Consider the following 22,457-nt stretch of genomic DNA (forward strand, 5'->3'; position numbering starts at 1 on the left):
GGCATAAGGTCGGAATCGCAGTCGACGCCCGTGATTCGCCTTGCTCCAAGCCTTCCGCTCACTGGTTTCCTCCGAGCTTTCGATTGTCGAGATCCTTCCCCAGACCAACAGGGTGGTGCTCGTAGCTCGGCCGAAGTCAGCGGTCTCGCTCTGTCCCTGTTGCGGCTGCCAGACGTGTCGCGTCCACAGCCATTACGTGCGACGCTTAGCCGATCTGCCCTGGCAGGGTCGGGTTGTCGAAATCCGGCTTCACGCGCGACGGTTTCGATGCGCGAATCTGCAATGCCCGCGTCGGATATTCACCGAGCGACTACCGGCAACGGTGCGGCCGAAAGCAAGACGCACAACCCGCCTCGGCGAGAGCCAACTGGCGATCGGCTTTGCGGTCGGCGGAGAGCCCGGCTCACGCCTGGCGCGCAAACTGGCCATGCCGGTCAGCGGCGACACCTTGCTCCGAATGATTCACTCGGCCCCGTTGCCGGATTTCGTTGCTCCGACCGTCGTCGGAATCGACGATTGGGCTTGGCGTCGTGGCCAGCGATATGGAACGATCATCTGCGATCTGGAGCGCAATTGCGTGCTTGATCTGCTTCCCGATCGTAACGCTGACAGTGTTGCGAGCTGGCTGAAGCGCTGGCCGGGGATCAAGGTCGTCGCCCGCGATCGTGCGGGACTCTATGCTGATGGCGCACGCTGCGGCGCACCCGACGCGGTGCAGGTGGCGGACCGATGGCACCTGTTCAACAGCTTGGGTGAGGCCCTGCGCCACGCGGTCGGCCGCCATCGTCACAACGTAGCCGCCGCCGTGCAAATCATGGCGTCCGCGCAACGAGCGAAGACCAGCGCTTCCGTGCCGCCGCCCGGCCTTGCACAGTTGCGGGCGGATCGAAAGGCTGCGCGACGCGAACGCTGGGATGAAATCTGCCGCCTGCGCGAGCAAGGTTGCCCGACATCCAGGATCGCCCAACTGCTCGGCGTCGACAGGCGCACTGTTCAGCGCTGGCTGGCCGCTGGCGGCGAACCGGAGCATTCGCGTCCTCACAGACCTTCACATCTTCTCGCGCCCTTCGAGGCATGGCTCGAAGCGCGGTGGGCCTCCGGCTGGCACGTGGGCCAGCAGCTCTGGCGGGAGCTTCGGCAACAGGGTTATACTGGAAGTCGTGTGACCGTCGCGCGATGGGCCGCTGACAGGCGTGCACATGCAGACGCGGGAGGAACAGCACAACCACATCTGACCTGGAAAGCTCCCACGCGTCGTCGCTGTGCTTGGTATTTGAGCCAGGATCCGGATCAGATCGACGCTGAAGCCAGGCTGTTCCTCGACCATCTGTTTGCGCAAGCTCCGGAACTCGCCACGGCGGCTGATCTGGCGAAGCGGTTTGTTTCCCTTCTCAGTGGTAGCGACATCGCCGGGCTCGATGAATGGATCGCACAAGCAGGCAACAGCGAGCTCAAGAGCTTCGCCAACGGCATCGCGCGCGACATCTATGCAGTCTGCGCGGCGGCGATCAGGGTGAGACGCCAGCGACAATCAAGGTGAGACTGCGCCGATGGGGACGGACCGAAGGGAGGGCGCAGCCCGACCGGAGGACCGTCCCCATCGGCGTCGCGCGTTTTTGGACCCGTCTGGCGGCCGGGTGCGGCTGGTGCAAGCTGTTGATTCGTCTCGACAAGGCGGGGTTCTCGAAGGCAAGCGCGTATCGAATCGAGGGCGATTGTCGCCCGCCCTCACAGAAGAAGACGCCGAGGGGCCGGCGCCGGGCCGATCCGCTCGGGCCCTATTGGGACGCCGAGATCGTTCCGATCCTGAAGGCTGCGCCCGGCATCCGCGTGATCGGCGTGCTGGACGAGCTGCGCCGACGGCATCACGAGTTGAACCCGAACATCCGCCGCACGCTGGAGCGGCGCATCAACGCCTGGCGGGCGCTCAACGGCCCAGAACAAGACGTGATCTTCCGCCAGCAGCACGAGCCCGGTCGCCTGGGTCTGTCCGACTTCACCGACGTGAGCGCGCTCGGTATTACCATCGCGGGTGAGCCGCTCGATCACCGGCTCTATCACTTCCGGTTGGCGTTCTCCGGCTTCGAGCATGCCCATGTCGTGCTCGGCGGCGAAAGCTTCGTCGCCCTGGCGGAGGGCTTGCAGAACGCGCTGTGGGCGCTTGGCGGCGTGCCGCGGGAGCATCGCAGCGACAGCCTGTCGGCAGCGTTCCGCAATCTGGCCGCCGACGCACGGGAGGATCTGACGCAGCGCTACGCCGGGCTGATGGGCCACTATGGCATGGCGCCAACGCGCAACAATGCGGGCATCGCACATGAGAACGGCTCGATCGAGAGCGCGCACGGCCATCTCAAGCGGGCACTGGAAGATGCGCTGTTGCTGCGAGGGACGCGCGACTTCGCCAGTCTCGATGCCTACCGTGCTTTTGTCGACGAGATTGTCGGCCGGCGCAACGCCAACGTCGCCAAGCCGATCGCGCTCGAGAAGGAGGCCTTGGCGCCGCTGCCAAAAGGCCGCACGACCGACTTTGAGGAGAAAGTGATCCCGGTGACGTCGTCAGGCGGCTTCATCCTGCGGCGCATGTTCTACACCGTGCCTTCAAGATTGATCGGCCATCGCCTGCGCGTGCGCATCTTCGACGACCGGCTCGAATGCTTCGTTGGTGTCACGCCGGTCGTGACGCTGCGGCGCGGTCGGCCTGTGTCCGAGCGCCAGGGCGGTCATGTTGTGGATTACCGGCACGTCATCCATGCCCTGCGGCGCAAGCCAATGGCGCTCCTCAATCTCGTTTATCGCGACCAACTCTTCCCGCGTGCAGCTTACAAACGTCTGTTCGAGACCTTGCGGGAGCATGGTGATGACCGGCGCGCTTGCAAGGTGACGGTCGAGCTTCTGGCGCTGGCTCACGAGCGCGCCTGCGAAGCAGAACTCGCCGAGGTGATCGCGATGGATCTGGACGCCGGACAGTTACCCGATCTTGCCGCGCTGCGCGACCGCTTCCGACCTGAGGCGGCCTCGATCCCGCGAGTCGCCGTCAAGCTGGCGCCGCTCGACGTCTACGATGAACTCGCCTGCGTCAGCGTCATGTCAGGCCGCTCGAACCTGGGAGAGGCTGCATGACTGGTATCGCTACCTCCGTCGATACTGCCCGTGTCGAGCTGCTTCTCAATGAGCTCCGCCTGCCGGGCGTCAAGGCGATCTGGCCGAAGCTCGCTGCACAGTCGGACAAGGAAGGGTGGCCTGCCGCCCGCTTCCTCGCCGCCCTTGCCGAGCACGAGGCGGCCGATCGCACCCGCCGTCGGATCGAGCGACACATGGTGTAAGCGCGTTTGCCCGCCGGCAAGACGCTCGCCACCTTCGACTTCGAAAGTGTGCCGATGCTATCAAAGGCACAGGCGATGGCGCTCGCCGCTGGCGACGCCTGGTTGAAGGCCGGCGCCAATTTGCTCTTGTTCGGTCCACCGGGCGGCGGCAAGACCCATCTCGGCACGGCGATCGGCCTGGCTCTCGTCGAGAACGGTTGGCGCGTTCTCTTCGCGCGCACCACTGATCTGGTGCAACGGCTGCAGGTCGCGCGGCGCGAGCTGGCGCTGGAGTCCGCGATCGCCAAACTCGATCGCTATGACCTCCTGATCCTCGACGACATCACATATGTGAGCAAGGATCAGGCGGAAACCAGTGTGCTGTTCGAGTTGATCGCCGCCCGCTACGAACGACGCTCGCTGCTGATCACGGCCAATCAGCCATTTGGCGAATGGGGGCGTATCTTCCCGGACCAGGCAATGACGTTGGCTGCCATCGATCGTTTGGTCCACCACGCCACGATCCTCGAGATGAACGTCGAAAGTTACCGTCGAAAAGTTGCCCTCGATCGCAAGCGCGGTCCAGGCCGGCCGCCCGTTCATACGACCCCCAACGAACTCGACAAGGCAACGATTGACGCTGGCAATCCTGCGTGATTGTCGCGCAGCGTCAATCAAGGCTTGCCAAACCCGCGGCCAGCGTCAATGATCCGCCCACTCGGCTGCCTTGTCTCATCTTGATTGACGCGCCACTCTCATCCTGATTGATGTGGTGGAACGGCCCGCTCCGACAGCATCATCGTGCTAAAACGTGGTCGTTGTTCGAACGCCACAAGGAGGGACCGTTCCATGAAGCAGGTTAGCACCATCGGGTTGGATTTGGCGAAGCACATTTTTCAAGTTCACGGCGCGGGTGCCGATGGCTCGCCGGTGTTCAACCGGAGACTACGGCGCAGCGAGGTCCTGCATTTCTTCTCGAAGCAGCCGGCCTGCCTTGTCGGAATAGAAGCCTGTGGCAGCGCTCACTATTGGGCACGCGAGATTGCAACTCTCGGCCATGAAGTGCGGCTGATCCCACCAGCTTACGTCAAGCCGTTTGGTGCGCCCCGACGGCGCGCATTACCAGTGGAGGAAGGATCCACCCAGAGAATTGTCGATTGATCTGGTAGCTGACGAGCGGTTTGGACGAGCAATCGGACGGATCGAAGCCTCGTGACAAAGGTCGCTTTTGGCGGCCGAGCAATCCAGCGGGCCGTAACGTGAGTGAAGCCTGAGCACGCCTCGAAAGTTACGATGTGAATGCCGACCCGATCGTATGGCGGGGAAGGCCGCGCTGACAGGGAAGCAATCGACGCATGCACCTGTCCGGTTCACCGGGGTAATGGGCACGGCACGCCGGAAAGGTAGTGCGGGTAATCGGGGGAGACCCGTCTTGGTCGAAGGTCGCGCCTTCAGCATCGAGTAGTCGATGGACCGGACGGGAGTCGGACAGGGTCGTAGTACTGATGAAACCGGGTAATTCCGGCGGAGGAAAGGACCCTGACTTCAGGTGCGCTTTTGAAGATGGCGAGGGAATGGGTCGATTGGCGATGAGCCTACAAACGCCCGATAAGATCAGGAGCCTTCAGAGAAAGCTTTATTGCAAGGCGAAGGCGGAGCCTGCCTTCCGTTTCTATGTGCTGTACGACAAGATCTGCCGCGAGGACATTCTGAGCCATGCCTACAAGCTGGCCCGCGCCAACGCGGGTGCGCCAGGAGTGGACGGAACAACTTTCGAGCAAATCGACGCGTCGGGACTCGAAGCATGGTTGGCCGGCCTGCGCGATGAACTCGTCACGAAGACTTACCGGCCCGATCCGGTGCGGCGGGTGATGATCCCGAAGCCCGGCGGCGGCGAACGTCCACTCGGTATCCCAACAATCCGGGACCGGGTCGTCCAAGCTGCCGCAAAGATCGTGCTGGAACCGATCTTCGAGGCGGATTTTGAGGACGGTGCTTATGGATATCGCCCGCGTCGTAACGCGGTCGATGCAGTCAAGGAAGTGCACCGGCTTGTGTGCCGGGGCTACACGGACGTTGTTGACGCCGATCTGTCGAAATACTTCGACACGATCCCGCATTCGGACCTCCTCAAATCGGTGGCCCGACGCATCGTTGACCGGAATGTGCTGCGGCTGATTAAGTTATGGCTGCGAGTACCGGTCGAGGAGCGGGATAGCGACGGGAAACGGTGCATGAGCGGCGGTAAGAGCAACAAGCGTGGCACGCCACAGGGCGGTGTCATCAGTCCGCTGCTCTCCGTCATCTACATGAACCGGTTCCTGAAGCATTGGCGTCTCAGCGGTCGGCGTGAAGCATTCCATGCCCAGGTTATCTCCTATGCCGACGACTTCGTCATTCTCAGCCGCGGCCACGCGGAGGAAGCATTGACGTGGACGAAAGCGGTGATGACCAAGCTTGGGTTGACGCTCAACGAGACTAAAACCTCGGTGAAGAATGCCCGATTGGAAAGCTTTGACTTCCTTGGGTACACGCTCGGACCCCGCCGCTTCCGCAATGGGGGACGGTGGTATCTTGGCGCGGCTCCGTCCAAGAAAAGCGTGCTGCGGATCAAGAGGAAGGTCAGCGTACTGCTGACGCCGGGCAACAAGGGCGCTTGGCCCGAAGTACAAGCACGACTGAACCGCCTTCTGCGCGGCTGGTCCGCTTACTTCAGCTATGGCTCTCTTGCTACGGCTCATCAGGCCGTTGATCGACACGTCTTCGACCGCGTGCTCGCCTTTCTGCGCAGACGACATAAGACGCCAGGACGTGGCGTCAGACGGTTCTCTGATCGGATCCATGGGAACCCTGGCGTACTTGTGCTGAACCGCGTGCGCAAAGTGTCGCCGACGTGCGCCTTGTGACAAAACCTGTCGGAAAGCCGGATGCGGGAAAACTGCACGTCCGGTTTGATGAGCGGGGAGAGGAAACGGAACGCGCAACAAGCGCATCACCGCGCCTCTCCTCGACTCTACTGAAGCGTGGAAAAACGGATGCGGCGGATGCCGAGGCCATCAGCGAAGCCGTGACTCGCAAGACCATGCGCTTCGTTCCGATCAAAACGGCCGAGCAACAAGCCGGAACGATGGTCCTGAAGAGTCGCGCACTTCTGGTGAAACAGCAAACGCAGACGATCAACGCCCTGCGCTCGCATCTGGCTGAGTTGGGCATCATTGCCGCCGCCGGCCGGACAAAGGTCGAGGCGTTGGTTGCAATCGTACGGGATGTAGCAGATATCCGCTTGCCTGCGGCAGCGCGCTTCGCGCTGACGGCAGTTGCCGATCAGATCGAGGCTCAGGCGGACCAGATTGACAAGCTCGAGCGAGCCATTGTTGCTGCGGCAAGGACCGACAAGGACATGCGCCGACTGACTACCATCCCCGGCATTGGAGCCATTACAGCGGCGACCATCAAGGCGCTGGTGCCAGATCCCGGCGGCTTCAAATCCGCTCGTCACTTTGCTGCCTGGCTGGGACTGACGCCGCGACAGCATTCGAGTGGGGGCAAGGAGCGGATGGGGCGAATCTCGAAGATGGGAAACCCCGAACTTCGGAGCCTCCTCGTTCTTGGGGCGACATCCGTCCTGCGAATTGCCCGGAAGGCTGATCGGGCGCCGCCATGGTTGAAGTCGCTGCTCGCCAGACGTCCGTACAAGGTGGCAGCGGTCGCACTGGCCAACAAGACAGCGCGAATTGCCTGGGCGCTCTTGAACAGGGGTGGGATTTATCGGCATCCGGAGACGCTAGCGACGACTACGCCTGCCGCTTGATGAATACAGCAGTTGTCAAAGAGATCTGACCGGCGCGGGCCGGCAGAGGGCAAGGAGCAATAACAGGCGATGAACCCACGGGACGAAATCCCGACACGAGTGAGGCTGGCGCGACAATGCGCTTCAAGCGCGTCTGATTGATTTAGCCCCTTGTGTCGCGGACTTCATCGAGGCCAGCGGTCATGCGCCGCGCTTTACAGGCCGTATACATGACCGCACCGCTCCCATGTGTGAAGTCGACTGAGAAAGCTCTTGCGCCCGCGGGCCGTTCCATACATGTCGCGCTATAGTCTGAAGGACGGTTGGCTTGACGAACACACCGCGTGGCAGAGGCGCGATCTGTCGGCGAAGCGCTACGTCTACATCTGGGCCGATGGCATCCATCTCCAAGCACGCCTCGAAGACGAAAAGCAGTGCATCCTGGTGCTGATCGGCGCGACGCCGGAAGGCCGCAAGGAACTGGTCGGCTTCACCGATGGCGCCCGCGAGAGCGCGCAGGACTGGCGCGATCTGCTGCTCGACCTGAGCTGCTGCCGGTTTGATGGACACCCGCTTAAGCTAATCCCACCTTGCGCTCGAACTCAACCGGGCTGAGATAGCCGATGGTCGAGTGCCTGCGGGTCGTGTTGTAAAATCGTTCGATGTAGTCGAACACATCGGCGCGTGCCTCATCTCTGGTTTGATAAATCTTGTTGGCCGTACGCTCGGTCTTGAGCGAGGAGAAGAAGCTCTCCATCGCCGCGTTGTCCCAGACGTTGCCGGAGCGGCTCATGCTGCAAACGATGCCGTGGTCGGCCATCAGGCGCTGGAACTGCTCGCTGGTGTACTGGCTGCCCTGGTCGGAGTGATGCAACAGCGCATCCGGCTTGCCGCGCCGCCAGACGGCCATCAACAATGCGTCCGTCACGAGCTGTGCCGTCATGGCGGCACTCATCGACCAGCCCACCACGCGGCGTGAGAACAGGTCGATCACCGCTGCGACATAGAGCCAGCCTTCGGCCGTCCAGAGATAGGTGAAGTCGGCGATCCACTTCTGGTTCGGCCGCTCGGCGGCGAACTGCCGGTCAAGGAGGTTCGCCGGTACGGTCTCGAGCTGTCGATCGCCGCTGTCCTTCGGTAAGCGCCGACGTCGCGGCCGCGCCCGCAAGCCTTGCAGGCGCATCAGCCGCTCAATCCGGTGCAGGCCGCAATCCGCCCCGTCGGCGAGCAGGTCACGCCACACCCGGCGTGCGCCATAGGTGCGGTCGCTGGCGGCGAAGCTGGCCTTGACCTTGCCGCCGAGCTCCTCGTCGCTGCGGGATCTGGCGCTGGGAGAGCGGTTCAGCCAGGCATGGAAGCCCGACCGCGACACTCCCAGCGCATCGCATAGCCATGCCACCGGCCAGATCGTCCGGTGCTTCGCGACGAAGGCGAACTTCATGTCGCTTCCTTCGCGAAGTAGGCTGCGGCCTTCCTAAGAAACAGCCTGATTGGCGTTGCACGGAATGGCCTGCAAGACAAAGCCGAGCGATTTGGCCCGGCGCTGAAGGTTAGCGAGGACGCGGCTGCGATATTGTCGCTCATATTGGTCGGCACCTGGATCCCTGTAGCTCATGCCATGCCGGAGTGTGTTGTAGAATAAAACTGCAATCTTGCGGGCGGTCGCCGTCACCGCCTTCGACTTGCCCGCGCGTGAGGACAGCCGGCGATAGAATGCTCCGAGCGCCGTATCGCTCCGCCCCACGGTTGTGGCTGCCAATCGCAGTAGTGCGGCTGCCCGGCTGGAGGATCTCCGCGTGCGTGAAGATAGTACCTTGCCACCGGAGATTTTGTTGCCGGGTGCGAGGCAGAGCCAAGAGGTGAAGTGCTTGGCGGTTGGCCACGCCCTCAGATCCTTGCCGCACTCGCCGACGAGCTTCAATGCGAGTGACGGACCCAGCCCATGGATCTCAGTCAGATCAACGCCGAGCACACCGTACAGCGCGGTCCTGACATCGAAGGTGGGTGTGTTGACCTGCTTGGTCTTTACGCGTGGCTGGGATAGCTTTCCGACCGGCTTTGCTTCTCTGTTGCTAAGCGCGGCGATCAAGACTTCGAGCTTGCGGTCGCAGTCCAGCATCTTCGCCTGGTAGATGTCGTAGAGTTCCAGCGATTGGGTCAGAGCGAAGACATGTTCCTCCCGGTCGTTGCCGATCAGCGCCGCGCGGATCGTCTCCGTTGAAGAATGGCAGCGCACGTCTCGATAGGTTGCCAGAACGTCGGGATTGCGCTCGCCTGCAACAATGGCTCGGATAATCCGCATACCAGTCGCTCCGGTGATATCCGAGACGACATGATGGAGCTGCAGGTTCATCTCCATCAGAGCCTTCTGCATGTGCTGGATATGGGCGGCAGCATATTCAACCAGCCGCTCCCGCTGGCGCAGATAAGCGCGCAGGGTCGCAATCTCGGCATCGGGACGGAAGCTGCCGCGTAACAGCCCATAGGAATGAAGCTGGCGTAACCACGCAGCATCGCTGACATCGGTCTTGCGCCCGGGCACATTCTTGGCATACCGCGCGTTGACCAGAATGACCTCGAACCCGCGCTGCTCCAGAATCTCGTAGACCGGGATCCAATAGACGCCAGTGGATTCCATCGCGACGCTGGTCACACCGCATGTCTTGAACCAGTCCGCCAGACTATGCAGGTCCTGTGTGAACGTGCTGAACGTGCGCACTGGGACATCGGTGCAGGCCGGGTTCACGGCGGCCATGTGCATCTTTGATCCGATGTCGATGGCAGCCGCCCCGACGTTGACTGGCTTCAATTCCGGGCGATCTGCAGTTGTCGTCTTGAGCATTGCGGGTCCTCCGTCCAATCATGGGCAGGAGGGTCTGGGTTATGCCAATTTGTCATCTTCCTAATCGGGATCGCCGCCGGAGCGCCGTCACCACTCTCAAGTCCGCATGCACCCATGGACCACGTTTTTTAACGGGGACAGTGCCTCCAATAAGCTGACGGCCGCTACCCTCCCGGCCTCAGACGATAGCACAAGGCTGTTTCTACCCCGCGCAGGCACGCCACGGCGCTGGACAGTTTTTTAGGATATCCCGCTCGGCCTTCAGCTTGGCGACCTCACGGCGCAGCCGCTCGATCTCCTGCTGCTCCGGCTTCATCTGCCCGTGGCCGGGAAAGGCTTGCGCCGGGTCGGAGCCCAACTCCTTCACCCATTTGCGGAGAACATTCTCATGAACATCCAGGTCACGGCCAGCTTGCGCCACCGACACCCCACGTTGCCGCACCAGCTTGACCGCCTCGACCTTGAACTCGCGGCTGAACTTCCGTCTTTTCATCGCCACCTCCGGCTTCATGAAACACCTAATCTCGGTGTCCATCAAACCGGCAGCAGCTCAACCTGAAGCGGCGCGGGCTCGGCGTGCCGCCGCGGCTCACCATCGCCGACGGCGCGCTCGGGTTCTGGAAGGCCGCCGGCGAGGTCTGGCCGAAAACGCGCGAGCAGCGCTGCTGGGTACACAAGACCGCCAACGTGATCGCCAAGTTGCCGAAGAGCCAGCAGCCTAAAGCCAAACGCGCGTTGCAGGAGATCTGGATGGCCGAAACCAAGGCCGCCGCCGAGCTGGCGTTCGACGCCTTCATCGAGAGCTACACGCCCAAATACGAGAAGGCGGCCGACTGCCTGAGCAAGGATCGGGACACGCTACTGGCGTTCTACGACTTCCCGGCCGAACACTGGAAACACCTGCGGACCACCAATCCCATTGAAAGCACCTTCGCTACCGTGCGCCACCGCACGATCCGATCGAAGGGCTGCCTGTCCAACAGAACGGCGCTCGCGATGGTCTTCAAACTGCTTGAGGCCGCGCAGAAAAGCTGGCGTCGTCTCGATGGCCACAACCAGTTGCCAAAACTCGTTCTCGGTGTGACATTCAACGACGGGATCGAGGTCATCGCCAAACCGACTGACCGTCCGTAAGCGCTCCTTTCTACGCACCTATGCAGTTGAGCGCGGGGATGGGATGAGGTGTCCACCATGAGCGAGGTGGACACGATCGATGATCACTCCAGAAGAACCTTTGAGACTTGAGACGGTCGGCGTGTTGCGCAATGGCCGGCGTCGCTATGATCCGGCCAGCAAACAGCGGCTGGTCGAGGCCTGTCTGCAGTCTGGCGTGTCGCTGGCGGGGCTTGCGCTGCAACACGGCGTGAACGCGAACCTGCTGCGCAAGTGGGTGGCCAAGCGACAACTTCAGAACGGGGATGGCCAGCCGGAGGCGCGGGCGCCGATTGCGCCAGCCTTTATTCCGGTTCGCGCGCCGTCGCCGTCGCCAACTCGATCTGCTGGCGCGATTGCGGTTTGCGCGACGGAGCGATCCTGTGCAGGGCGGCTGACGGCATCGATGCCCAACGGCGTGACGCTTTCGCTGGAAGGCGGCGACGCGCAGTTGCTGTCGGCGGTGATTGAAGCGCTGGGGCGTTGCGATGTTCCGACTGGCGTCTGATCTTCGGGTCTACCTTCACCGCGAACCGATTGACTTCCGGGCGGGCATCAACAGCCTGGCGATCGTGGTCGAGCAGTCGATGGGGCTGGATCCGTTCCAGCGCGCGGTGTTCGCGTTCTGCAATCGTCGCCGCGACCGGATCAAGCTGCTGATTTATGATCGGTCAGGATTTTGGATGCTGCTGAAGCGGCTGGAGGCCGACAGATTCCACTGGCCCCGAAGTCAGGAGGCGGTGCTGACGCTGACGACGGAGGAGCTGCACTGGCTGCTTGACGGCATCAACATCGCGGCGGTGCGTCGTCATCCGGTGCGGCAATATCAGAGCGTGGGCTGAGCGTGTTCGATGCGGGCGGCGTCATCGGGCTTCGGCATGGCCGTTCTCAGATGACGCGGCCGAAGACATGACGAAGACATGGGAGCCCGGTTGACGCGGCGGCATGACTTCGATTCAAGACTCCGATGAGTCGCAAGCCCACGACGCACGAACTGGAAGCCTTGATCGCGGCGCACGCGGCCGAGATCGCGGCGCTGAAGGCCGAAAACGAGAAACTCGCACAACGCGTGCTGCATCTAGAGGAGCAGTTGCGCCTGGAGCGCCTGCACCGGTATGCGCCGAAGAGCGAAAAGCTCAAGGAGCGCATCTTCAACGAAGCCGAGCAGGCCGCCGCTGAAAGCCGGGACGACGACGATGTCGAGGCGGTCGCCGTGCCGGACACGGGATTGCCGGAGGCTCCAAAGCCGGCGCCGAAGGCACGCGGCCGCAAGCCGCTGCCTGACGATCTGCCGCGCCAACGCGTCGAACACGATCTGGGTGAGGATCAAAAGGACTGTCCGTGCTGCCATAATCGGATGCATCGGATGGGCGAGACCGTCACCGAGCAGTTGCACGTCGAGGTCAAGGCGTCGGTGCTGCAACATGTGCGGTTCAAATATGCCTGCCGTCACTGCGAGCGCACCGCGCTGAACACCCCGATTGTGACCGCGCCGATGCCGGCGCAGCCGCTGCCGGGTAGCGTCGCCACGCCATCGACGCTGGCGCTGGTGCTCGCCAACAAATACGTCGACGGCACGCCGCTGTACCGTGTGGCGGACGCGCTGGGGCGCGCCGACGTCAGCATCAGCCGCGGGACGCTGGGCAACTGGGTGATCCGGGCGAGCGAGTTGCATCTGCATCGGGTCTATGACGCGCTACAGCAAAAGCTCATGTCGCAGCCCCTGGTCCACGGCGACGAAACCTGGGTCCAGGTTCTTAAAGAGGACGGCCGTGATGCGCAGGCCAAATCCTTCATGTGGGCCTATCGCAGCGGCCAGGACTGCGCGCAGCCGGTCGTGCTGTTCGATTACCAGCCCGGTCGCGGCCAGCAACATCCTCAGGCCTTCCTGGCCGGCTATCGCGGCTTGTTGATGAGCGACGGCTATGACGCCTGGCGCACGCTGACAGGCGCGACCCATCTCGGCTGTATGGCGCATGCGCGCAGGAAATTTACCGATGCGCTCAAGGCCAGGACAAAGCCTGGCGGTCCGCCATTGCAGGCGCTCAAGTTCTTCGAGGCGTTGTACGAGGTCGAGAGGGTGGCGCGCCAGACGCCGCCCGACGGCGAAACGCGCGCCGCATACACCTTGCGGCTGCGCCAGCAGCATAGCCTGCCGGTATTGGCCGCCTTCCGGACCTGGCTCGACGACCAGGCGCCGAAGGTGCTACCCGAAAGCTTGACCGGCAAGGCGATCGCCTATGCACGCAACCAATGGGATTATCTGACCCGTTACACCAGTGACGGTCTCGCCCCGATCGATAACAATGTTCTGGAGCGCGACATCAGGCCGTTTTGCACCGGACGAAAAAGTTGGCTGTTCAGCGACACCGTTGCCGGCGCCAAGGCAAGCGCCGTGATCTACAGTTTGGTGCTGACATGCCGGGCATGCGGCGTCGATCCCTATGCATGGCTACGTCACGCGCTCACCGAATTGCCCCAACGCGCGCCAGACGCCGATATCGAAGATCTGTTGCCGTTCAATTGCACCGCTCAAAAAAACCTGCCAGCTGACAACGACAGCGGCTGACCGTCAAACGCTCAGGATCAATCAAGCCGTTCCGATGATCCCGCTGGGCCCCGGCGCCACGCGACGCCGCGGCCAGCCGCGCGCGCAGCCTGTGCAGTAAAATGCGCGCTTACTGACCGTCAGCCCATAACCGCCGCCGCCTGACCGGCCGCGCCGTCACCAAAATTTGGCGATAGCTCGATGCTGACCGTGCGCGACGCGATTCCCAAAGCCCGGGAATTGGCCACAGCCGAGTTCGCGACGCTGCGCTGGTTCCGGTCCTTCGTGCCCGGGGGCCCAGGCCGTCGGCGTGAGCCGCTCCAGCCTGAGCTATCCGCCCATGGCGACATCAGCCCCTGAGTCGGTTCTGCAGTGCCTGCCGATTGGCAACGAGGTTGCTGAGGTTCAGCAGGTCTGGCTCCCGTCCTTGCTCCAATTGCCTAACCAGCGCCCGCGTGCCGTCCACCACGAAGACGCCGCAATCATAGCCGTTCCGCTGCTGGGCCATGCCGGCTCGCTCGAGGCGGAGGTCCAGCCGACCTGCGAGATGTTCTGCATCCTTGTTGTTGAGTCCCCCGTAGGAATCGTAGTGATAGGCGACCGGCCGCCCCCGGTCGCGGCGATCAACGAACAGCAGCGACCAATGGTTGCCGAGGCTATTAGGATCTTCAGGATTGGCATTAATCACGGGCAGGAACAGGAAGTCGGCTGTATCGTTACCATTATCGTAGACGATGCGCTGGAATTCGGTTCGCACGACGCCATCGTCGTTAGAGCGCAGATAATTTAGGACGATGAGGGGATTCACGAACCGCGTCCGGGCGGCGAGATCCGGATGGTACCTCTGCAAATCCTGCTCCTGGAGCCGGTAATCCCTGTCGATATGCTCGTCGCCCAGCCATTCCGTGTCCTCGAGCACCAGCCCGCGGCCGTGGGACGAGGCTGTCGGATCTAAAGCCCCGATCTGAGCATCAGCGGAGGTGCTCGGAAACGGCCGTACAGAATTAGCATCGTCGCGTGATTCGGACGGCGTGGCCGCAGTCAGATCAACCAATGGAAAACCACGGTAGGTGTCTGAGCGAGACCTGGCAGCGGGCGCCGGCTCAAAGTGAGCATCGTCGCGCAATTCGGACGGCGGGGGCGCATCCAGATCAACAAAAGACTCAAGACCGCCGTAGGTGTCTGACGGAGCCCTGCTGGTTGATGGTGAGGCCGGCTCTTGCATCTGCCGCCGCGCCAGCTCCTCGCGCAACCACGCCAAAGCTTCATCATCCGAGAAGGCTGGCGCCGGAGAAAGCCCCTGCGGCGAGCCGGGCTGTCGAACGCCCTGGTGATGACCCGGTACTGGCCCGGCAAACGGCGGCGGAAAGTCAGGCGCCGGGCTCCAAGCATTGTCACGCAACTCGAACGGTGCGGGCGGATTCGGATGAACCGCTGCCTCAAGACCGCCTTCGATGTCTGAAGGAGCCCTGGCAGAGTGCGCTGACGCTGCTTCCAGGGTCGGCCACATACTCCAATCAAAGTTGAGCGGCATCTGCGGCGACCAGGTTGAGGTGGACCTGGCAGGTTCCTGCTCTCGAGCTTGGACTATCTCCTGCGCCTGCTCAGGGGGAACCCCGGACCACGGTGGGCCGTCTTCCACCATCAAAGGCAGATCCTGATCGTAACCTCCCCGCGGCGCGCTGTGCGCAGGGGCGCCTCCGACGTACGTCGCGACCGCATGCGGCGCCGTGGCATCTTCGTGCCCGCTCGCCTGCATCATCGGCTGCGTGTCATTCGGCCTGCAATATTGACCCCCTAAGCCGGGGGATCGGCGTCCAAAATTGACCCCCTGTAGGTTGGTCTGTTGCGCTGCCTGCTTTGGAATGAAGCAGGTGGTCGGGGATGCTGGTCGTGGAGACGATTGCGCGGATTCGGCGCGAGCACTTCATCAAGGGCAAGACGATCAAGGAGATCGCCCGCGACCTGAAGGTGTCGCGGAACACGGTCCGGAAGGTGCTGAGGTCCGGAGGGACCTCCTTCGAGTACGAGCGGCAGGTGCAGCCACGACCAAAGCTGGGGCGGTGGGCATCGGAGCTCGATAGGCTGCTGGCGGCGAACGCGACCAAACCGGCTCGTGAACAGCTGACGCTGATCCGGATCTTCGAAGAGCTGCGCGGGAGCGGCTACGACGGCGGTTACGATGCCGTGCGGCGTTACGCCAGGCGGTGGAGCAAAGAACGCGGGCAATCGACCGCGGCCGCTTATGTCCCGCTGAGCTTTGCCCCCGGCGAAGCCTACCAGTTCGACTGGAGCCACGAGGTGGTCTTGCTGAGCGGCACCACGGTGATGGTGAAGGCCGCCCATGTCCGGCTCTGTCACAGCCGCATGCTGTTCGTGCGGGCCTATCCGCGGGAGACGCAGGAGATGGTGTTCGACGCCCACGACCGGGCGTTCGCCCTGTTCAAAGGCACCTGCACCCGCGGCATCTACGACAACATGAAGACCGCCGTAGAGACGATCTTCGTCGGTAAAGGGCGTCTCTACAATCGCCGCTTCCTGCAGATGTGCAGCCACTATCTGGTCGATCCGGTCGCCTGCACGCCAGCGTCGGGCTGGGAGAAGGGGCAGGTCGAGAACCAGGTCGGGCTGGTCAGGGAACGCTTCTTCACGCCGCGGCTGCGGTTCAAAAACCTCGACGAGTTAAACGTCTGGCTGCTCGACAAATGCATCGCCTACGCCAAGGCTCATCGCCATCCGGAGCTGGTCGATCAGACGATCTGGGAAGTGTTCGAAGCCGAACGCCCCAAACTCGTTCCCTATGCCGGCCGCTTCGACGGCTTCCATGCGGTGACGGCATCGGTCTCGAAGACCTGCCTGGTGCGCTTCGACAATAACAAATACTCGGTCGCAGCCAGCGCAGTCGGACGACCGGTCGAGGTTCAAGCCTATGCCGATCGCATTGTGATCCGTCAGGATGGACGCATCGTTGCCGAGCACCCGCGATCCTTTGGCCGCGGCGATACCGTCTACGACCCCTGGCATTATGTGCCGGTGCTCGCCCGCAAACCCGGCGCCTTGCGCAACGGTGCTCCCTTCAAAGACTGGGTGCTGCCGGCCGCGATCGAGCGGATCCGGCGCAAGCTTGCCAGCACCGACGATGGCAATCGGCAGATGGTCGACATCCTCAACGCGGTGCTGACTGACGGTCTGCCCGCGGTGGAAGCAGCCTGTGCTGAAGCGCTCAGTCACAGCGTCCATTCCGCCGATGTCGTGCTCAATATCCTGGCCCGTCAACGTGAACCCGCCCCACCGGCCAACATCATGACGCCGGCCGCACTGACGCTCCGTCATGCGCCGATCGCCGATTGTGCCCGCTACGACAACCTCCGGAGGACCATCTGATGGAACGAACCCAAATCTTCGACCTCATGGGCGAACTCAAGCTCTACGGCATGAAGGCTGCCTTCGACGAGATCATGGCAACTGCCGTCAAACGCCAGCACGAACCTCAGCGCATTGTCGGCGACCTGCTCAACGCCGAGATCAACGAGAAGCAAGCCAGGTCGATCAAATACCAGCTCACCATTGCCAAGCTGCCGCTTGCCAAGGACATTGCCGACTTCCAGTTCGACGGCACGCCGATCAATCAGACTCTCGTCAATGATCTCGCTGGCGGCGGCTTCATCGCCCAACAACGCAACGTCGTGCTGGTTGGCGGCACCGGCACAGGCAAGACCCACCTGGCCATTGCCATCGCCAGAAGCTGCATCCGATCCGGGGCTCGCGGCCGCTTCTTCAACGTAGTCGACCTCGTCAATCGCCTCGAGACCGAGACCCGCAACGGACGGCAAGGACGGCTCGCCGAGCATCTGACCCGGATGGACTTCATCGTGCTGGATGAACTCGGCTATTTGCCCTTCGCCCAGTCCGGTGGCCAGCTTCTCTTCCACCTCGTCAGCCGGCTCTATGAGCGCGCCTCTGTCATCGTGACCACCAATCTCGCCTTCGGCGAATGGCCGAGCGTGTTCGGCGACGCCAAAATGACCACCGCGCTGCTCGACCGGTTGACCCATCACTGCGACATTGTCGAGACCGGCAACGATAGCTGGCGGTTCAAGAGCCGAGACGACGATCACGCCACCCGCGCTCGTCTCGCCTCCGCTATCCCGGCCAGCTCCGACGAGACGAGCGCTACCAGCAAAGCCCGCCGCGCAAAGGGGTCAAAATTGGACGCCGATGAGGGGCGCATTGCCTCATCGAAAATGTTACCGAACAATTCCGCTGATGACTGGGGCGGCGTTACCGAATCAGGTCGGTGGCGCCAATGGCGAGCGGGATCAGCATGGGCGCAAGGCGCGAGGTGTTGGCCGTGGTGGCGAGGCGCTACCGTGCGGCTGGACGAGTTGAGAAGGGACGGATCCTTGACGAGTTGACAGCGACGACGGGTTGGCACCGCAAGCACGCGGTGCGAGCACTGTCGGTTGCCGGAAGGGACAGGCCCAGGCCACCACTGGACGAAGGGGCAACGAGCCCAACCGAACCAGCGACAAGTCGGCGACGCAAATACGCCAGCGTGCGCGACGCGCTGATCGCGCTGTGGGAAGCCTCCGATCGCGTCTGCGGTAAGCGCCTCGTATCGATGATCCCAGTGCTGTTGCCCGCACTCGAGCGGCATGGCCGGCTGAAGCCAACGAGCGCAGAGCGTGCGCTGCTGACAACTCTGAGCGCGGCGACGATCGATCGGATGTTGATCGACGTTAAAATTGCGGCTGCTGGGGGGCGCCGGCGGCGAGTCGGATTCTACTCGGCGATTCGACGCGAGGTGCCGATCCGCACTTTCAATGACTGGGCAAACCCGCCGCCAGGCTTTTGCGAGATCGACATGGTCGCGCACGGTGGGACCAGCGTCGCCGGCTCGTTTATCCAGACTTTGACCATGGTGGACATCGCAACAGGATGGACGGAATGCCTGCCCCTGGTGACACGCGATGGCAGCCTCGTCGTGGAAGCGATGAAGCGAGCGCAGGGCCTGTTCCCGTGGGTGATCTGTGGCGCCGACTTCGATAACGACAGCGCGTTCATGAACGACGTCGTCGTTCCATGGTGCCGAGCACAGAAGATCGAGGTAACGCGGTCACGTGCCTACAAAAAGAACGATCAGGCTTTCGTGGAGCAGAAGAACGGTGCGGTGGTCCGGCGGCTCGTCGGATACGGGCGCTTCGACGGGGTCGAGACGGCCCGCGTGATGGCACGTCTCTACGCGGCGGCGCGCCTGCTGGTGAACTTCTTCCAGCCGTCATTCAAGCTCAAAGAGAAGCGCCGCGAGGGTGCCAAGATCATCAAACGCTATCATCCGCCTGCCACACCATACGAACGTGCACTGGGGCACCCGAAACTCCCATCAGCGGTCAAGCGCCGTCTGCGCCACACGTATCGGACTCTCGATCCCATACAATTGCTTGCCACGATCCGCACGGCGCAGGAAGAGCTCGGCGAACGGATCGGCAAGCGCGGTCTTGCGAAGGTTCCCACCGTATCGCCGGCTGATCCGCTCTCGTTTGCCCGATCGCTCGGCACGGCGGCAAAAACCGCCGAAGTGCGGGCCACGCACCGCCGGCCGAAACAGCGATACAAAACGCGTATTCGCATGCCCTCGAAGCTCGATCCCCATCTCGCGATCATCGAGAACTGGCTCGCCGTCGAGCCACAGCTCACTGCACTGGCCATCGTGGGCAGGCTCGCCACGATCGATCCCTCGATGTTCAGCGACAAGCAGCATTCGATCGTTCAGCGCCTGCTTCGGTCCCTCCGGCGGAAGGTGGCGGAGACAGCCATCGTATCCATGCCCGTGGATGAAATACGGCCCGAGGCTGTGGACGGCGCTGCGTGTGATGAGCACTCCGCCCCGCCCACAGCCTCTCCACCGAGCTGGCCGCGGCTCGAGACCGGTCTGGGGCAGTTCGTAGACCTTCATCCCGGGTAACATTACTTCCTGAGGCAATACGAGGGGTCAAATTTGAACGCCGATTGACACTTTGCGCTCAGCAATCCCGCCTTGGTGAGCGCTCCTTCTAAAAAATCGTTCTCCAGCGTCAGCTCCCCGATCTTGGCGTGCAGCGACTTCACGTCGATCGCAGGCGCGGACGGCGCCGTGTTCCCCGATCCGAAAACTCCGGAAGCTCCACCCTCCAACTGGGCCTTCCAGGCCGTAATCTGATTGGGATGGACATCGAAGTGTTCGGCCAGTTGAGCTATCGTCCGGTCACCCTTGACGGCAGCAAGCGCCACCTTCGCCTTGAAGGCCGGGGTGTGGTTCCGGCGCGGTCGTCGGTTCATGGTCACTCCTGATTCGCAGGCTCAGCGTGCCCGCCGTCAGGCAGAAACTCCACTTATCGATCTGTTCAAATTTGCGAGTCCGGCTCTGTACGCCAGCGGTTCGTTAAACGTCGGCGGCCATGCTGCTTGTGCTATATGTGGCCCCAATTCAAACGAGCTACTTAGAGGATTCAAGGTTGAGATAATAGCGCCACTCGGTGCCCATATTGTCGTCCGTGATAACTGCCTTATCCTTCGTGGCCGCCAGAATATCGGGGCAGTCTTCAATCATCGGGCCGCCGAGCCGAAACTGGGTCATCAACGAATCGACCCGCGCTCGGTCCGTGGCGTTGCCAAGGTCTAATTCGGGCTTGCCGTCGATCCTGTAGCTTTCCAGAACCGAGCGCCATCGTGTGTAGTTCCAGTCGATTGGTGTGTCTGAGACCACCATGTGATTGATGAATCTGGCTCCGTGCGGAAAGGCGGTGCAAGCCGTGCGATGCACGCGACGTGAGTCGGTCGTGTTGTAGAAGAACACGCCGCCGGGATTGAGGTGCCGCCTTACAAGATCGTGGAACTCCAGTGAGAGCAGATTTGTGGCGTTGGCGCGGAAATGCCAGGTCGTGTTCGAAAGGACCACATCGAACCGAATTGTGGGGTGATGGTTGAGCCATCGCCGGCCATCATCCTCGATGATGCGGACCTTCGGGTTGCGCAGGATCGATTGCACCTCGGGCTGCTGTCTGATCAGCTCCAGGTAGCCGGGATTAATCTCGACGATAGTAAGAGACTTAACCGCCGGATTGCTGGCGACCACCTGGGCCCACGATCCGGACGCCAATCCGACCATGAGAACATCACGAGGCGCCGGATGGAATAGGCTCAATGCGTAGGGACGAATGATCCCGTTCACGTCCGTCTTTTTCAAGTCGATATTGAAGCGTCCGTCGTACATGCCATTGCCATATACGACACCATCGGTATCGACAGTAATGATGCCGCTGCGGTTCTCGACCACTTGCGCAAAGTCGTGATCCACGGTCCCTTTGCTTTGAAGGTTCTCCAGCACGCGGGAGGCGATCACCGGATTGGCGATTGCACCGGCGATCAGGATGCCGACGGCAATGGCGCCATGGCGCATGCGTTCCCGCGCTGGCACTTCGAGCGCCGCGACCAGCATCACGGCACAGAAGGTGCCGCCGGCCAGCAGGAACACCGCCATCGATTTCAGGCCGAGCCAGTTGGCGAGCACGAAGCCGGTGAGGACCGCGCCGGTCGCGCAGCCGATGATGTTGGCGAAATACAGGATCGCGGTTTGCATGCCGGTCCGGCTGTCGGCGGCAATGCCGAACTGCGACAGATAGGGCAGCAAGGCACCCCACTGCCGCGCGATCAGGTAGATGACGACAATGCCGATATCGATCACGCCGGGGCCGACCCACGCCAGTTGCGCCATGACAGGCAGGAAGGCCGCGCCGAAGATATTGGCCCACAGCAGACCGGTCGTCGCATGTCGCATGGCCTCTGTCGGCGAACATTCGTCGCAGACGTTCGCTGCATTGCGTGCGCCAACAGCGATGCCGACCAGAAAGGCGCCGAGCGTCAAGGCAAAGGCCAGCGAGCTCGATCCCGTCGCAAAGGAAATCGTCCGGAACAGGAAGATTTCATAGGACAGCGAGATGAAGCCGCCGAGCATGGCGAGAACTGTCACGAAGGGCATTCCGAGGAGCCGTGGCGTGGTGGCCTTGGTAGCGCCGGCAGCCCCAGTCTCCGCCGCGTCGGGCTTCATGCGGTGGACGACAATGGCGCCGATGCCGACAACGATGTTGATGCCGGCGGCAATCGAGACAGCGGCATGCATGCCGAAGAAGGGAAAGAGGATCGTGGCACAGGCGAGGCAGGCGGCGCCGGCGCCGAGCGTGTTGATGAAATAGAGCGTGCCGACGGCGCTGCCGATCTGGCCTGACGTTCTCGCAAGATAGGCGACCAGGATCGGCAGGGTGGCGCCCATCAGCAAGGTCGGGATCAGCACGAGCCCCAGATTGATCGCGGCCATCGCGACCAGCGGCAGATCGGCGACGAGATAGCCGACCTGCTCGAAGATCATCAGCGAGACCAGCCCGAACGCGGCGGTCATGAGTTCGATCATGCCGAGCAGCAGCAGCGGCTTGACGTTTTGTCGCTTCGAAATCCACCCGCCCGCGAGGCTGCCAAGACCAAGGCCCAGCATGAACGCCGTGACCACGATCGTCACCGACTCGGTGTTGACGCCAAAGATCCGGAACAGGCTGCGCTGCCAGGTCAGCTGGTAGATGAGCGCTGGAAAGCCCGAGAAGAAGAACAGGACGCACAGCAGGCGAACGCGAGAGGTGAGGGGCGTCACATTTGACGACGCCACAGTCGGCACTTCAAGGGATGTCATCAGCTACTTCCGGTTACCTGGTCAAACCCTTACGACCAAATTGTCAACCAAAGATTGCTGTGGCTTGCACAAACCGAATGAACCACTAGGAGCTTGTCTGGATA

At 62.3% G+C, this 22,457-nt stretch carries 9 protein-coding genes and 11 pseudogenes; 14 read left to right on the forward strand and 6 right to left on the reverse strand.

Translation table 11 applies throughout. The annotated features are described in order from the left end of the window. Positions 1-115 precede the first annotated feature (115 nt). From HAP48_RS00265 to HAP48_RS00295, 7 genes and pseudogenes are all read left to right on the forward strand, one after another. Complete coding sequence (locus HAP48_RS00265; RefSeq protein ID WP_224497217.1) at positions 116-1,540, forward strand: ISL3 family transposase; 1,425 nt, start codon at positions 116-118, stop codon at positions 1,538-1,540. Between the two features lie 131 nt (positions 1,541-1,671). After that, positions 1,672-3,120: pseudogene (gene istA / locus HAP48_RS00270) on the forward strand (IS21 family transposase); the annotation flags it as partial. Continuing rightward, positions 3,117-3,959, forward strand: a pseudogene (istB, locus tag HAP48_RS00275) (IS21-like element helper ATPase IstB). The pseudogenes istA (HAP48_RS00270) and istB (HAP48_RS00275), both read left to right, overlap by 4 nt. Before the next feature lie 192 nt (positions 3,960-4,151). Beyond that, positions 4,152-4,400 (forward strand): annotated as a pseudogene (locus HAP48_RS00280) (IS110 family transposase); the annotation flags it as partial. A gap of 476 nt (positions 4,401-4,876) precedes the next feature. Next, on the forward strand, positions 4,877-6,208 hold the full coding sequence (ltrA, locus tag HAP48_RS00285; RefSeq protein ID WP_224496640.1) for a group II intron reverse transcriptase/maturase: 1,332 nt from the start codon (positions 4,877-4,879) through the stop codon (positions 6,206-6,208). A gap of 110 nt (positions 6,209-6,318) precedes the next feature. Beyond that, positions 6,319-7,113 (forward strand): annotated as a pseudogene (locus tag HAP48_RS00290) (IS110 family RNA-guided transposase); the annotation flags it as partial. A 291-nt stretch (positions 7,114-7,404) separates the two neighbouring features. Then, positions 7,405-7,638 (forward strand): annotated as a pseudogene (locus HAP48_RS00295) (transposase); the annotation flags it as partial. Between the two features lie 28 nt (positions 7,639-7,666). Here the strand turns inward: HAP48_RS00295 and HAP48_RS00300 are convergent. The 3 genes and pseudogenes from HAP48_RS00300 to HAP48_RS00310 all read right to left on the reverse strand — a co-directional run. Next, a pseudogene (locus HAP48_RS00300) lies at positions 7,667-8,566 on the reverse strand (IS3 family transposase); the annotation flags it as partial. Beyond that, positions 8,567-9,934 (reverse strand): IS110 family RNA-guided transposase, encoded by a 1,368-nt coding sequence (locus tag HAP48_RS00305; protein ID WP_166204212.1) that lies wholly within the window; start codon positions 9,932-9,934, stop codon positions 8,567-8,569. A gap of 238 nt (positions 9,935-10,172) precedes the next feature. Continuing rightward, positions 10,173-10,427: pseudogene (locus tag HAP48_RS00310) on the reverse strand (transposase); the annotation flags it as partial. A 56-nt stretch (positions 10,428-10,483) separates the two neighbouring features. Here HAP48_RS00310 and HAP48_RS00315 point away from each other — a divergent pair. The 4 genes and pseudogenes from HAP48_RS00315 to tnpC form a co-directional block, all read left to right on the forward strand. Further along, positions 10,484-11,068, forward strand: a pseudogene (locus HAP48_RS00315) (IS256 family transposase); the annotation flags it as partial. A gap of 79 nt (positions 11,069-11,147) precedes the next feature. Continuing rightward, positions 11,148-11,594, forward strand: coding sequence for an IS66-like element accessory protein TnpA (gene tnpA, locus HAP48_RS00320; RefSeq protein WP_166205731.1), 447 nt, complete (start codon positions 11,148-11,150; stop codon positions 11,592-11,594). Further along, positions 11,575-11,928 carry an IS66 family insertion sequence element accessory protein TnpB gene (gene tnpB / locus HAP48_RS00325; protein ID WP_166205730.1) on the forward strand — a complete coding sequence of 118 codons (354 nt, stop codon included), beginning with the start codon at positions 11,575-11,577 and terminating at the stop codon, positions 11,926-11,928. Before tnpA ends, tnpB begins: the two co-directional genes overlap by 20 nt. A gap of 125 nt (positions 11,929-12,053) precedes the next feature. Further along, positions 12,054-13,655, forward strand: a complete 1,602-nt coding sequence (gene tnpC / locus HAP48_RS00330; protein ID WP_166205729.1) for an IS66 family transposase — start codon at positions 12,054-12,056, stop codon at positions 13,653-13,655. Between the two features lie 328 nt (positions 13,656-13,983). Here tnpC and HAP48_RS00335 read toward each other — a convergent pair whose 3' ends face one another. Further along, the gene (locus HAP48_RS00335; protein WP_420869799.1) at positions 13,984-15,396 is read right to left on the reverse strand and encodes a Ulp1 family isopeptidase; all 1,413 of its coding nucleotides are present in this window, start codon (positions 15,394-15,396) and stop codon (positions 13,984-13,986) included. A gap of 122 nt (positions 15,397-15,518) precedes the next feature. Between HAP48_RS00335 and istA (HAP48_RS00340) the strand changes: the two are divergent. The 3 genes and pseudogenes from istA (HAP48_RS00340) to HAP48_RS00350 all read left to right on the forward strand — a co-directional run. Beyond that, positions 15,519-17,009 (forward strand): annotated as a pseudogene (istA, locus tag HAP48_RS00340) (IS21 family transposase); the annotation flags it as partial. An 8-nt stretch (positions 17,010-17,017) separates the two neighbouring features. Next, positions 17,018-17,860 (forward strand): annotated as a pseudogene (istB, locus tag HAP48_RS00345) (IS21-like element helper ATPase IstB); the annotation flags it as partial. Positions 17,861-18,189: 329 nt separating this feature from the next. Continuing rightward, positions 18,190-19,599, forward strand: a complete 1,410-nt coding sequence (locus tag HAP48_RS00350) for an integrase catalytic domain-containing protein (RefSeq protein ID WP_166209478.1) — start codon at positions 18,190-18,192, stop codon at positions 19,597-19,599. Positions 19,600-19,641: 42 nt separating this feature from the next. Here the strand turns inward: HAP48_RS00350 and HAP48_RS00355 are convergent. Together HAP48_RS00355 and HAP48_RS00360 are read right to left on the reverse strand one after the other, a co-directional pair. Beyond that, positions 19,642-19,952 (reverse strand): annotated as a pseudogene (locus tag HAP48_RS00355) (transposase); the annotation flags it as partial. Between the two features lie 157 nt (positions 19,953-20,109). After that, positions 20,110-22,353, reverse strand: a complete 2,244-nt coding sequence (locus tag HAP48_RS00360) for a fused MFS/spermidine synthase (RefSeq protein ID WP_210293384.1) — start codon at positions 22,351-22,353, stop codon at positions 20,110-20,112. Positions 22,354-22,457: the final 104 nt, after the last annotated feature.

Origin of the sequence: Bradyrhizobium septentrionale (genome assembly GCF_011516645.4) — a bacterium.
GTDB lineage: Bacteria > Pseudomonadota > Alphaproteobacteria > Rhizobiales > Xanthobacteraceae > Bradyrhizobium > Bradyrhizobium septentrionale.

Excerpts from the sequence above, each read along its gene's own strand:
- ltrA (WP_224496640.1), top strand. The coding sequence starts at position 4,877 with ATGGGTCGATTGGCGATGAGCCTACAAACGCCCGATAAGATCAGGAGC.
- HAP48_RS00305 (WP_166204212.1), bottom strand. The coding sequence starts at position 9,934 with ATGCTCAAGACGACAACTGCAGATCGCCCGGAATTGAAGCCAGTCAAC.
- tnpA (WP_166205731.1), top strand. The coding sequence starts at position 11,148 with ATGATCACTCCAGAAGAACCTTTGAGACTTGAGACGGTCGGCGTGTTG.
- tnpB (WP_166205730.1), top strand. The coding sequence starts at position 11,575 with ATGTTCCGACTGGCGTCTGATCTTCGGGTCTACCTTCACCGCGAACCG.
- tnpC (WP_166205729.1), top strand. The coding sequence starts at position 12,054 with ATGAGTCGCAAGCCCACGACGCACGAACTGGAAGCCTTGATCGCGGCG.
- HAP48_RS00335 (WP_420869799.1), bottom strand. The coding sequence starts at position 15,396 with ATGATGCAGGCGAGCGGGCACGAAGATGCCACGGCGCCGCATGCGGTC.
- HAP48_RS00360 (WP_210293384.1), bottom strand. The coding sequence starts at position 22,353 with ATGACATCCCTTGAAGTGCCGACTGTGGCGTCGTCAAATGTGACGCCC.